Raw genomic sequence first — 12,757 nt, 5'->3', positions numbered from 1 at the left:
TGTAGGATTATTTGCCGCGAACCAGTGGCAGGTTTTCGCCGCTCCAGCCGCTGATACCATCTTTCAGCACTGAAACCTGCGTGAAGCCTGCCGCGCTCAGGTGGGCAGCAGGATCGGCAGCGCTCTGTCCGGTTGCACACACCACAATTATGGGCTGTGCTTTATGCTTTTCCAGTTCGCCCAGGTTGCCTTTTTTAATCTCAGCGGCAGCAATGTTCTGCGCACCTGAAATATGCCCTCTGCGGAAATCGTCGCGCGAACGCACGTCTACCACTACCGCGTCCTCTTTGTTAATCAGGCGGGTGGCTTCACCGCGGCTGATCGTTTTTACCTTAGAGAACATTCCTTTAACGGTAGTCACAATCACCATAACGAGTAAAACGACCCATGCGAGACTCAGGATGGGGTGATTGCTTGCAAACTGCATAATTTCTTGCATGAGGGGTAACGACTCCAGACCGGGCTAATAAGCTAAAACAAGGGTTCTGAGTATACCTGCGCCACTTCGCATGTACAGATGCTATGCGGCCAGAGTATCGATTTGTGCTCCATTTTCCAAAAAAAGTGGCTGAATAGCAAAAATGGCGTAAGGCTTAATCCATGTCGTTGTGAATGTGGACATAACCGGAAAAGCAAATGCCCGTGGGGAGCACTGGTAAGCGGCGGTTCATCGTGGAATAATCATTGGCCTATGAAGGGAAAAACAACCGTTTCGCACACAAGGACCCGTTCCAACGGCGATAACCTGCCGTTGTTCAACCACCTGTCCAGCCTCTCCCTTAGCCTGCTTTGTGCGGGCGCACTGTTATTGCCTGCCGCAGCCCAAAGTGCGGAAGACAGCAAATCTCAGCTGCAATCCATCCAGCAAAACATTGCTGAGAAAGAGAAAAGCGTCAAAGCGCAGAAAGTGCAGCGCAGTAAATTGCTGGATCAGCTTCAGAGCCAGGAAAAAATCATCGCGCAGGCGAGCCGCCAGTTGCGTGACACCCGCAACAGCCTCTCCGCCCTGAATGACGAGATAAAGCAGCTTACCGCCTCTATCGCCCGCCTCGAGAAACAGCAAAGCCAGCAGGAAAACCTGCTGTCCGGGCAGCTTGATGCGGCGTTCCGTCAGGGTCAGCACAGCGGCGTGCAGCTTTTACTCGGCGGCGAAGAGAGCCAGCGCAGCGAGCGCATTCTGGCTTATTTCGGCTATCTGAACGCGGCCCGTCAGAAAAGCATCGAATCGCTGCAAAAGACGCGTCAGGACCTGGATCAGCAACGCGCCGCGCTGGAGCAGAAGCAACAGCAGCAGAAAACCTTACTCGCCCAGCAGCAGGGTCAGCAGCAGAAGCTGCAGCAGGCGAGCGACGCCCGTAAAAAGACCCTGACATCGCTGGAAAGCGCGCTGGAGAAAGATCAGGCCGATCTGGTTGAGATGCGGCAGAACGAAAGCCGCCTGCAGGATAAAATTGCCCGGGCGGAACGCGAGGCACGCGAACGCGCCGCCCGCGAAGCGCGTGAGGCCGAAAAAGTGCGTCAGCGTCAGGCACAGGCGAAAGCCAAAGGCTCCAGCTATCAGCCGACCCAGAGCGAACGCGAACTGGTGGCCCGCACCGGTGGACTGGGCCGTGCAGGCGGACAGGCGATGTGGCCGGTACGTGGCCGCATCGAACATCGCTTTGGCGAACAGCTGCAGGGTGAATTACGCTGGAAAGGACTGGTCATCGATGCACGCGAAGGCACCGAAGTCAGGGCGATCGCCGACGGTCGTGTGCTGATGGCTGACTGGCTGCAGGGCTACGGGCTGGTTGTGGTGCTGGAGCACGGCAAAGGCGATATGAGTCTCTATGGCTACAACCAGAGTGCGCTGGTGAGCGTGGGTACGCAGGTGAAGGCAGGACAGCCTATCGCACTGGTCGGCACCAGTGGTGGCCGCGGTACGCCGTCGCTCTATTTTGAAATCCGACGTCAGGGACAGGCCGTCAATCCACTGCCGTGGTTAGGAAAATAGGTTTTGCTACAACGTCGAAAAATCTCCGTTCTGTTAAGTGCCCTGCTGTTCAGCTTCGCTGCGCAGGCAGGCAAACTGGCCATTGTCATCGATGATTTTGGCTATCGTCCTGCCGAAGAGAACAAAGTTCTGCAGATGCCGCAGGCCATTTCGGTGGCCGTGTTGCCCAACGCACCCCATGCCCACGAGATGGCGACCCGCGCGCATCAGGGGGGGCATGAAGTCCTGATCCACCTGCCGATGGCGCCGCTGAGCAAACAGCCGCTGGAGAAAGATACCCTGACGCCGGAGATGAGCAGCGACGAGGTGGCCCGCATCATGCGTAATGCGGTGAACAACGTGCCTTATGCGGTTGGTCTGAACAACCATATGGGCAGCAGGATGACGTCAAGCCTGTCCGGCATGCAGAAGGTGATGCAGGCGCTGAACCACTACAATCTCTACTTTCTGGACAGCATGACCATCGCCAACAGCCAGGCCGTGCCGGCCGCTCAGGGAACGCAGGTCAGCGTGTTAAAACGCCGGGTGTTTCTTGATGACAGCCAGGACAGCAACGCCATCCGCCAGCAGTTCAGCCGGGCGGTGAAGCTGGCGCAGCGCGACGGATACGCCATTGCCATCGGTCATCCCCACCCTGCCACCTTGCGGGTCCTGCAGCAGATGCTGCCCACCCTGCCAGCCGACATCACGCTGGTTCGCCCCAGCCAGCTGCTGAACGAGCCGCTTCACAGCGCGTCCCGGACACCGGTGGCACCGGCCAAACCGGCGACACCACGCTTCCAGCCTGCGGCGCTGTGTAAACCGAAGCAGCCGCTGGCCCCGGTTCCGGCGACCCGCGCTCTGGCGGTCATCGGTGAGAGTCTGAACACCAGCCCACTGTTTAAAATACTGAAAAACCTGTTCTGAATGTACTATGAATGCTAAGTCTCAGGCTTAGCGTTCATTTATGCGCAGAAATTACTATAATCCTGGGTCGGGCGATAACGGGCTGTACGGGAACAGTGATAGGGATGACGATTACTAAACAAAAAATCCTGCTGCTGGACAACGGCAGAGAGTGGGGCGGCGGCACCAACAGTATGCTGGAGCTGCTGAAACGTATCGATCGTCAGAAATTTGATATCACCTGCTGTTTTTATCATAACTACAGCCGTGGCAACGATGAAACCATTGAGGCCACCCTCAATGCACTGGCTATTCCGGTCTTTTTTATTCCGCAAATCAGGCAGCCGCGCTGGGCAAAGTTTGTCAAAGAAGCCGCGCGTGCGCTGCTGTTTTTCAATAAAAAACTCAAAAAGCGCGCCATTGATGAGATCGATACGCGCTGGCGGGTCATTCCCAACGCCAGCAAGATCCGTTCCCTGCTGCAGCTGGGGAAGTTTGACACCCTCTATATGAATAACCAGCCCAGCACGAATGTGGAGGGCTACCTGGCGGCGCGCAGCCTGGACGTCGCGGTGGTGCAGCACTGCCGTATCGATCCGGTCCTGGAGCCACGGCTGGTCAGCATGGTGAATCAGGATTGTCAGGCGGTGATCGCCGTCTCGCAGGGCGTCAGTAAGACCCTGCGCAGCCACGGTGTTGATGCTGAACGCTGTTTCACCGTCAGTAATGCTATTGATATCCACCAGCCTCTGCCTGATCGCCTTGAGGTGCGCCAGCGCTTTAAGCTATCCCCGTCGACGTTTGTCTTTGGCTCGATTGGCTCTCTGATACTACGTAAATCTAACCACCATATTCTGCAGGCGCTGGGCCGCTTTAAACGTGCTAATCCTCAGGCCGACTGGAAAATGGTGATCGTCGGGGCGGGTCCGGAACTGCAGCATCTGCTGCAACTGGCAACCGCCGAGAATATTCAGCATCACGTGGTCTTTACGGGCTTCCAGAACAATGCGCTGGATTACCTGACCGCCTTTGATACCTTTATTCTTGCCTCGCGCAGCGAGGGCTTACCCCGGGTGGTGCTGGAAGCGATGCTGGTAAATACCGCCGTCGTCGGCTCCCGGGTCGTCGGCACTGCCGAATTGATCAGTCATGACGAAACCGGGTTGCTGTTTGATTATGGCAACGTGGTGCAGCTGACCCAGCAGCTTACTGCGCTGTGGGAAGATGCGCATTTGCGTCAGCGCCTGATCAATGCGGCAGCAAAACGTGTCCGTGAACAGTACGCCATTGAAACCTATATCAGCGGTGTCGAGAATATCTTACAGAGCGTCACCAGAAAGAAACCTCATGCTTAACTTTTTGAATCCCCGATACCGTCACATCAGAGCGCGCCATAATCTGCCCTATTCGGATAAAGAGGTGCAGGGTTTGGTGCCGGTCACTTCTGTCGTGATCCCCTGTACCGGCGCGGACTATATCGAAGAAGCGTTGCTCAGCGCTGATTTTGCGGCACGCTTTGCCACCGGGGCCCGCGAGATTGTGATTGTCAGCGATCAGCCCGCCCACGCCTTTGGCAGCCTGCCGGCGAAAACCCGCGTGGCGACGCTGGATGTTCCGCATCGGGAAGCGTCCTATCGCTACAAGCAGATCTACCGCAGCCGGCTGATTAAACTGCAGGCTCCCCTGCAGGCAGAGGGCGACGGCATTCTGATGATCGATTCCGACCTCAATCTGCTTAAGATGCCGGAGATCATGATGAAGCCGGGTCATCTCTACTCCAGCTTCCGTCAGGGGAAGATGATTGCCAAACTGGCGGAGGCACCGGCAGAGGCGATCCCCGCCTACTATCCGCACAGTATCCGGCCCTATCTGGTGGATCACGTTAACGGCGCTTACCTGGCGGCCACGCGCGACGTCTGGCAGCGCATTTCGCCGCTCTGGCTGACGCTGTTTAATGACACCTGGAATCTGATGAACGACAGCCAGCCGCCGACCGACCAGCTGCCGCTCGCGGTACTGCTGGACATGCTGGATCTCAGAACCGTCAATCTGGGCGAATGGGCCAACTGGCCGGTCTCGAAAAAAATTGGCGGCCAGTCGGCGGTGATCCCGCCAGACGTGGTGGGCGCGCATGGTGGATTCCCGCTGTCGGAGTGGCAGAAATACCTTGCCGACCCGCAACAGCCGCTGAACTTCAAAGGCCAGGATTACACGCGCAAAGTGCGTTACCTGACCGATGAAGAGAAGCAGCAGCGCTGATCAGGCGGCCGCCCCGGCGGCCGCTGCGTTAGTCCCAGTTCAGTATCACCTTACCCGAGCGCCCTGAGCGCATCTCATCAAAGCCCTGCTGGAAATCGTCGATGCCGAAACGATGGGTAATGATCGGGGTTAAATCGAGGCCGGACTGGATCAGCGCCGCCATTTTGTACCAGGTTTCAAACATCTCCCGGCCATAAATCCCTTTGATAAAGAGCCCCTTGAAGATCACCTGATTCCAGTCGATCGCCATTTCACCCGGCGGGATACCGAGCAGGGCAATCCGTCCACCGTGATTCATTACCTCCAGCAGTGCGCGGAAGGCAGGCGGTGCGCCGGACATCTCCAGCCCGACATCAAAGCCTTCGGTCATGCCCAGCGCGTGCATCACATCACGCAGATCTTCATGCGCGACATTGACCGCACGGGTAACCCCCATTTTTCGCGCCAGGTCCAGACGGTACTCATTGATATCTGTGATCACCACGTTGCGTGCGCCAACGTGGCGACAGATGGCGGCGGCCATAATCCCGATCGGCCCCGCACCGGAGATCAGCACATCCTCACCGACCAGGTCGAAGGAGAGTGCCGTATGCACCGCGTTGCCGAATGGATCGAAAATGGCCGCCAGCTCGTCGGAAATGTTATCGGGAATTTTAAAGGCGTTAAACGCCGGGATGACCAGATATTCCGCAAAGCAGCCCTGGCGGTTTACGCCGACCCCGACGCTGTTACGGCACAGGTGCGTGCGCCCCGCCCGGCAGTTGCGGCAATGCCCGCAGGTGATATGCCCCTCGCCCGAGACCCGATCGCCGGGGGTGAAGCCCTTCACCTCCTGTCCGACCGCGACCACTTCGCCTACATATTCATGGCCGACAATCATGGGCACCGGAATGGTTTTGCGCGACCAGTCATCCCAGTTGTAGATGTGTACATCGGTTCCGCAGATGGCGGTCTTGCGGATCTTAATCAGCAGATCGTTGTGCCCCGGCTCAGGTACCGGCGCATCGTTCACAATCCAGATGCCCGCTTCCTTTTTCAGTTTGGCGAGTGCTTTCATAACCGACTCCTCAGGCGATGACGCCCAGTTGTTTGCCGATGCGGGTAAAGGCCGCTACCGCACGTTCCAGCTGCTGCTGAGTGTGCGCCGCCGAGATTTGGGTGCGAATGCGTGCCTGACCTTTCGGCACCACCGGATAGAAGAACCCGGTCACGTAGATCCCCTCCTGTTGCAGCAGGCGGGCAAATTCCTGAGCGACTTGCGCCTCTCCCAGCATCACCGGGATAATCGCGTGGTCGGCGCCGGCCAGGGTAAAGCCTGCCGCCGTCATCTGCTCGCGGAAGAAGCGGGCGTTGTCCCAGAGGCGCTGACGCAGCCCGTCGCCTTCGCTGAGCAGATCCAGTACCCGCAGCGAGGCGGCAACAATGGCTGGCGCCAGCGAATTGGAGAACAAGTAGGGACGGGAGCGCTGGCGCAGCCACTCCACCACCTCGGCTTTCGCGGCCGTGTAGCCGCCGGATGCGCCGCCCAGCGCTTTTCCCAGCGTTCCGGTAATGATGTCGACCCGGCCCATCACGTCGCAATATTCATGGGTACCGCGTCCGGCGTTGCCGACAAAGCCCACCGCATGGGAGTCATCCACCATGACCAGCGCAGAGAATTCCTCGGCCAGATCGCAGATGGCAGGCAGATTGGCGATCACCCCATCCATTGAGAAGACGCCATCGGTGGCGATCAGAATATGACGGGCACCGTTGTCACGCGCCGTCTGCAGCGCCGCACGCAGCCCGGTCATATCGTTATTGGCGTAGCGGTAGCGCTGCGCTTTGCACAGCCGGACGCCATCGATAATAGAGGCGTGATTGAGTGCATCAGAGATCACCGCATCCTGCGCATCCAGCAGCGTTTCAAACAGCCCGCCATTGGCGTCGAAACAGGAGGAGTAGAGAATCGCATCCTCCATGCCGAGAAATTCAGCCAGCCGCTTCTCCAGCGCCTTATGGCTGTCCTGGGTGCCGCAGATAAAGCGCACCGAGGCCATGCCAAAGCCGTGCGAATCCATCCCCTCTTTCGCCGCCTGAATCAGGGCCGGATGGTTTGCCAGCCCTAAGTAGTTATTGGCGCAGAAGTTAATTACCGCCGGATCGTCGCCAACCGCAATCGCCGTCTGCTGGGCAGAGGTGATGATTCGCTCCTGTTTAAACAGTCCTTCCTGACGTGCATCATCAAGCTGCTGACGAAGTTGTTGATAAAATTGCGCAGGCATCATTGCTCTCCTCAGATGGCAAAAATCTGGCATATCTTACTGAACAGGCCGCATCTTCACGACAAATCGCCCAACAGAATGTCATTTTTGCAGCATAGTTCACGCCGCGAGGAGAGAGGCACAAAGCGTTACAGAGTCATCTGGCTGTCTGCTCTCGGATGAAATGTTATGATGTGAGGTATTCGTGCGTGAAACCTCCTGTTTCACCCTACAACATTGAAGGTAACAACATGATTATCGTAACTGGCGGCGCGGGCATGATTGGCAGCAACATCGTCAAAGCGCTGAACAAACGCGGTCACACCGATATTCTGGTGGTGGATAATCTGAAGGATGGCACCAAGTTTGCCAATTTAGTCGACCTTGATATCGTCGATTATATGGATAAAGAAGAGTTTCTGATCAGCGTGATGGCCGGCGACGATTTAGGCCCGATCGAAGCGGTGTTCCACGAGGGTGCCTGCTCCGCCACCACCGAGTGGGATGGCAAGTACATGATGGAGAACAACTATCAGTACTCCAAAGAGCTGCTGCACTTCTGCCTTGAGCGCGAGATCCCTTTCCTCTATGCCTCTTCTGCAGCGACCTACGGCGGACGCAACGACCATTTCATCGAAGAGCGTCAGTATGAGCAGCCGCTGAATGTTTACGGCTACTCCAAAATGCTGTTCGACCACTATGTCCGTCAGATGCTGCCGGAAGCGAATTCGCCGGTGTGCGGCTTCCGCTATTTCAACGTCTATGGCCCACGCGAAGGCCATAAAGGCAGCATGGCCAGCGTGGCTTTCCATCTGAACACGCAGATCAGCAACGGTGAAAATCCAAAACTGTTCGAAGGCAGCGATGGCTTTAAACGCGACTTTATCCACGTTGACGATGTGGCCGAGGTGAACCTGTGGTGCTGGGAAAATAACATCTCCGGCATTTACAACTGCGGCACAGGCCGCGCTGAGTCCTTCCAGGAAGTGGCTGACGCGGTGCTGAATTTCCATCAGAAAGGTCAGATCGAATACATTCCGTTCCCGGAAAAACTCAAAGGCCGTTATCAGGCTTATACCCAGGCCGATCTCACCAGGCTGCGCGCCGCTGGCTACGACAAACCGTTTAAAACGGTGGCGCAGGGCGTCGCGGAATATATGGTCTGGCTGAATCGCAACGCATAAAGGAAGCTGCTCCGGCGATGAAAATTCTGGTAATCGGCCCGTCGTGGGTCGGCGATATGATGATGTCGCAAAGTCTCTATCGCACCCTCAAAGCCGAACATCCCGATGCGGTAATTGACGTGATGGCACCTGCCTGGTGCCGTCCGTTACTGTCACGCATGCCGGAGGTGAATCAGGCCCTGGCGATGCCGCTCGGGCATGGCGCGCTGGAAATCGGCGAGCGTCGCCGGCTGGGAAAAGTGCTGCGCGCCAGCCATTACGATCGGGCCTATGTGCTGCCGAACTCCTTTAAATCGGCGCTGGTGCCCTTTTTTGCCGGTATCAGACGCCGCGTCGGCTGGCGTGGCGAGATGCGCTACGGCCTGCTGAACGATTTGCGGGTGCTCGACAAAGCGGCCTTTCCGCTGATGGTTGAGCGCTATGTTGCGCTGGGCTACGACACCCCCGTTGCCTCGGCGGCGCAGCTGCCGCAGCCGCTGTTGTGGCCAAAACTGCAGGTCGGTGAGCAGGAGATGCGTGAAACGGCTGCTCAGTTCCGGCTCGCCGCGACCCGCCCAATCATCGGTTTTTGCCCGGGTGCTGAATTTGGCCCGGCCAAACGCTGGCCGCACTATCACTACGCCGCGCTGGCTCACCAGCTGATTGCCGAGGGCTTTCAGGTCGTGCTGTTTGGCTCCGCCAAAGATCGTCCGACCGGCGAAGAGATTATCGCGGCGCTGCCCGAAGCGGCGCGCGATCACTGCCGGAATCTGGCGGGTGAAACCCAGCTCGAACAGGCGGTGATCCTGCTGGCGCAGTGTCGTGCCGTGGTCAGTAACGACTCCGGCCTGATGCACATTGCCGCCGCGCTGGATCGCCCGCTGGTGGCGCTCTATGGCCCCAGCAGCCCGGACTTTACGCCGCCGCTGGCGCATCAGGCGCGCATTATCCGCCTGATCACCGGCTACCACAAAGTGCGCAAAGGCGATGCTGAACAGGGTTACCATCAGAGCCTGATCGATATCCAGCCAGCGCACGTCCACCAGACGCTGAGCGAGCTGCTCGCGCCTCAGGAGGTGCCATGCACGTCCTGATCGTAAAAACGTCGTCGATGGGCGATGTGCTGCACTCCCTTCCGGCGCTGACCGATGCGATGCATGCCATTCCCGGCATCCGCTTCGACTGGGTCGTGGAGGAGAATTTTGCGCAGATCCCTGGCTGGCATCCCGCCGTCGACAGGGTGCTGCCGGTCGCCATCCGGCGCTGGCGCAAACACTGGTTTGGCAGCCAGCAGCGTGAAGAGCGCGTGCTGTTTAAGCGTGCGTTACAGTCAAGGCAGTACGATATCGTGATCGATGCGCAGGGGCTGATTAAAAGCGCCGCGCTGGTGACCCGCTTATCCAAAGGGGTAAAGCATGGGCAGGACAGCCGCAGCGCGCGTGAGCCCTTTGCCAGCTGGTGGTATGACGTCCGCCACGAGGTAAGCAAGCGGCAGCACGCGGTAGAGCGGACGCGCGAACTGTTCGCCAAAAGCCTGGGCTATGAAAAGCCGCCGCAGCAGGGCGACTATGCGATCGCCGGGCACTTCCTGCATGACCTGCCCGCCGACGCGCACCATTACCTGGTCTTTCTGCATGCCACGACGCGTGACAATAAGCACTGGCCGGAATCCCACTGGCGACAGCTGATTGCCCTGATGCAGCCCAGCGGACTGCGGGTGAAACTGCCGTGGGGCGCTGAGCATGAGCATCAGCGTGCGCTGCGCCTGGCGGACGGGTTCCCGCATGTTGATGTGTTGCCAAAACTGACGCTGGAGGCGGTCGCCCGACAGCTGGCGGGTGCCAGGGCGGTGGTGTCCGTCGATACCGGTCTGAGCCATCTGACCGCAGCGCTGGATCGCCCCAACCTCACGCTCTATGGCCCGACCGACCCCGGACTGATTGGCGGTTACGGGCAGAATCAGCAGGCACTGAGCGCTCCGAACCATAATCTGGCGGAGCTGACGGCCGACACGGTCGCAGAGAGACTGCAGGCCGTTATTACGGAAAACACGCCATGAATTATGTGCTGATCTATCTGTTGCTGCTGCCTTTCCGGGCGCTGATGCGGCTCTTTTACCGCCCGACCGGACGCAGCTTAATTATCCAGACGGCGAAGATTGGGGACTTTATTAATATCACCCCGATGCTGCGCGCGCTGGGTCAGTCTGAGCTGCTGATCAGCAAAGCGGTGGAGCCGCTGGTTCGTCACGACGACACGGTCAGCCGCTATTTTCTGATCGAAGAGGCGAAGCGCAGCTTTCTGGCCAAACTGAAGCTGGCGTTCACCCTGATGAACCGTTACGACAACGTCTATCTGGTGCAGCCAAACAGCGTGAACCTGTTTTTTGCCGCGTTATGCAATGCGCCCAACCGGCAGTTTCTGCGCACCTATGTGCGTAAATCCTACCATTCGACCTTCTATCGCCGGGCCAGCGGCATTGTCGAACACACGAAAACGGATTTAACGCTCGACAGCTACCTGAAGCTCATCAACCGCGACTATCGCCACACCGATTTCCCCAAGCATGCGACCTCGCCGCTCTGGCAGCCGCCTGCGCCGCCCGCCGCGTTGCTGAACCCACGCAGCGGCATTAAAATCGGTATCAGCATCTCTGCCGGTAACCGGGCTAAAACCATTCCGGCTTCCGTCTGGCAGCAGCTGATGGCGTCGCTCTCTGCCCTGCCCTGTACCTTTTATGTCTTCGGCCCGCCCGCTGAGCAGCCGTGGCTGGATGAATTACTGAGCCTGACCGGGCCGAAAGAGAATATCGTCAGCCTGATTGGTGCGCTCAGGCTGGAAGAGGTTCCGTGGGCTATCGCGCAGATGGATTTCTACATCTCTTCGGACTCTGGCAATGCATATATCGCCGACGCGCAGCAGGTTCCGGTGATCATGCTTTACGGGCCGTGTGAAATCCGGGAACAGCGTCCGGTGAATAACGTATTGTTTATCGGACCCGATAATATTGCTGCCTCAACGTTCGTTTTTGCCACGCGTTTTAAGTTTGATCAGCCCGCTGAAAAATTATTCGGGCTGGATGACAATAAACTGACTAGAATACAAACGTTTATTACTCATAATCTGGAATAGTGAAGCGTAATGGCTATTACCCCTGTTGCTGATGCCGTTCAGCAAAGTCAGCTGCTGGTGAACACGCTTGCTGACATGGATGATAATCCGGTTCATGTTGCGTTTGGCATCAACCATGCCTACGCGCGTGGTCTGGGCATTACGCTGTTTTCACTTCTTTGCCATCATCCCGATACCGCTTTCCACGCCCACATTTTTTCTGATTCGCTGCGCGAAGAGGATGTGGAAAAACTGCGCGCGCTGGCTACCGGCCATCGCCTGGCGATTACGCTGCATATCTTCAACAGCGCCTGGGTTGATAAACTGCCTGCGGTGGGACGCTACCCCAAAAGCATTCACTACCGCTTCCTGATCCCTGAAACCGTGGCGCGCTACAGCGATCGGGTGATCTATATTGATGCCGATACCCTGGTCGTCGGGGATTACTCGCCGCTGTTTACGCTGGATATCTCCGGCTACACGCTGGCGGCCTGCAATGATACGCCGCGGGCGCGGCAGAATCAGTGCGCACGGCTGGGGCTGACGCATCATCACTATTTCAATTCCGGCTTTATGCTGATCAATATTCCACGCTGGCTCGACAGGCAGACCACCGCGCGTATTACCGACGTGCTGGTGACGCGGGGCGCCGCGTTTGGTTTTCCCGACCAGGATGCGCTGAATATCGTGCTGGAGGAGGAGATCCTGATCCTGCCGGATCGCTATAACCATATTTATGACATCATTGCCAATAAAGTCTGGGACCACTCCGGCGTCCCCGACGATACCGTGATGATTCACTACACCGGCAAATGCAAACCCTGGCACGCCTGGGGTGGCAGCGATCTCTCCCGTCTTTACTACCGTTATTACCAGCGTTCGCCGTGGGCCACGCAGCCGCTTGATGCGCCCCGACATTACAAAGAGATAAAGCGCTTTGCCCGCATAAAGTGGCATCAGAAAGAGTACGCTGAGAGCATGAGCTGGATGATGAAATATGTCAGGCTTAAGTTTTTTTATCCGCGTCAGCCATAACGCCCGCAACGCCGGGACGACATGACCGCTGGCGTACTACGCGGCCGGCCTGCGCCACCCGGCTGCGT

General features: G+C 57.7%; 12 protein-coding genes. 9 read left to right on the top strand and 3 right to left on the bottom strand.

The annotated features are described in order from the left end of the window. Positions 1 to 7: 7 nt before the first annotated feature. Positions 8 to 439 carry a rhodanese-like domain-containing protein gene (locus J1C59_RS00680; protein ID WP_111140716.1) on the bottom strand — a complete coding sequence of 144 codons (432 nt, stop codon included), beginning with the start codon at positions 437 to 439 and terminating at the stop codon, positions 8 to 10. Between the two features lie 252 nt (positions 440 to 691). On the opposite strand from J1C59_RS00680, the gene envC reads away from it, so the two are divergent. From envC to J1C59_RS00660, 4 genes are all read left to right on the top strand, one after another. Next, positions 692 to 1,993: a murein hydrolase activator EnvC gene (gene envC / locus J1C59_RS00675; RefSeq protein ID WP_128084473.1), complete on the top strand. Its 1,302-nt coding sequence runs from the start codon at positions 692 to 694 to the stop codon at positions 1,991 to 1,993. Positions 1,994 to 1,996: 3 nt separating this feature from the next. Beyond that, a complete protein-coding gene (locus J1C59_RS00670; RefSeq protein ID WP_128084472.1) occupies positions 1,997 to 2,899 on the top strand; it encodes a divergent polysaccharide deacetylase family protein in 903 nt (300 codons plus the stop codon). A gap of 104 nt (positions 2,900 to 3,003) precedes the next feature. Next, positions 3,004 to 4,233, top strand: coding sequence for a glycosyltransferase (locus J1C59_RS00665; protein WP_128084471.1), 1,230 nt, complete (start codon positions 3,004 to 3,006; stop codon positions 4,231 to 4,233). Next, complete coding sequence (locus J1C59_RS00660) at positions 4,226 to 5,137, top strand: hypothetical protein (RefSeq protein WP_140917006.1); 912 nt, start codon at positions 4,226 to 4,228, stop codon at positions 5,135 to 5,137. Before J1C59_RS00665 ends, J1C59_RS00660 begins: the two co-directional genes overlap by 8 nt. 28 nt (positions 5,138 to 5,165) lie before the next feature. Here J1C59_RS00660 and tdh read toward each other — a convergent pair whose 3' ends face one another. Further along, the gene (gene tdh / locus J1C59_RS00655) at positions 5,166 to 6,194 is read right to left on the bottom strand and encodes an L-threonine 3-dehydrogenase (protein ID WP_128084470.1); all 1,029 of its coding nucleotides are present in this window, start codon (positions 6,192 to 6,194) and stop codon (positions 5,166 to 5,168) included. A gap of 10 nt (positions 6,195 to 6,204) precedes the next feature. Continuing rightward, on the bottom strand, positions 6,205 to 7,401 hold the full coding sequence (locus J1C59_RS00650) for a glycine C-acetyltransferase (RefSeq protein ID WP_128084499.1): 1,197 nt from the start codon (positions 7,399 to 7,401) through the stop codon (positions 6,205 to 6,207). Positions 7,402 to 7,631: 230 nt separating this feature from the next. Between J1C59_RS00650 and rfaD the strand changes: the two genes are divergently transcribed. The 5 genes from rfaD to J1C59_RS00625 are packed head-to-tail and all read left to right on the top strand — an operon-like array spanning position 7,632 to position 12,689. Beyond that, positions 7,632 to 8,564: an ADP-glyceromanno-heptose 6-epimerase gene (gene rfaD / locus J1C59_RS00645; RefSeq protein ID WP_128084498.1), complete on the top strand. Its 933-nt coding sequence runs from the start codon at positions 7,632 to 7,634 to the stop codon at positions 8,562 to 8,564. Between the two features lie 17 nt (positions 8,565 to 8,581). Further along, the gene (gene rfaF / locus J1C59_RS00640) at positions 8,582 to 9,637 is read left to right on the top strand and encodes an ADP-heptose--LPS heptosyltransferase RfaF (RefSeq protein WP_128084469.1); all 1,056 of its coding nucleotides are present in this window, start codon (positions 8,582 to 8,584) and stop codon (positions 9,635 to 9,637) included. Then, the gene (gene rfaC, locus J1C59_RS00635) at positions 9,625 to 10,602 is read left to right on the top strand and encodes a lipopolysaccharide heptosyltransferase RfaC (RefSeq protein ID WP_128084468.1); all 978 of its coding nucleotides are present in this window, start codon (positions 9,625 to 9,627) and stop codon (positions 10,600 to 10,602) included. Before rfaF ends, rfaC begins: the two co-directional genes overlap by 13 nt. Continuing rightward, a complete protein-coding gene (locus tag J1C59_RS00630) occupies positions 10,599 to 11,675 on the top strand; it encodes a glycosyltransferase family 9 protein (RefSeq protein ID WP_128084467.1) in 1,077 nt (358 codons plus the stop codon). Before rfaC ends, J1C59_RS00630 begins: the two co-directional genes overlap by 4 nt. A gap of 9 nt (positions 11,676 to 11,684) precedes the next feature. After that, positions 11,685 to 12,689 (top strand): glycosyltransferase family 8 protein, encoded by a 1,005-nt coding sequence (locus tag J1C59_RS00625; RefSeq protein WP_128084466.1) that lies wholly within the window; start codon positions 11,685 to 11,687, stop codon positions 12,687 to 12,689. Positions 12,690 to 12,757 lie beyond the last annotated feature (68 nt).

The sequence above is a fragment of the Pantoea deleyi genome, from assembly GCF_022647325.1.
Taxonomy (GTDB): Bacteria; Pseudomonadota; Gammaproteobacteria; order Enterobacterales; family Enterobacteriaceae; genus Pantoea; species Pantoea deleyi.
The sequence above is the reverse complement of the archived record's forward strand: the minus strand, read 5'-3'. Positions and strand labels throughout refer to the sequence as shown.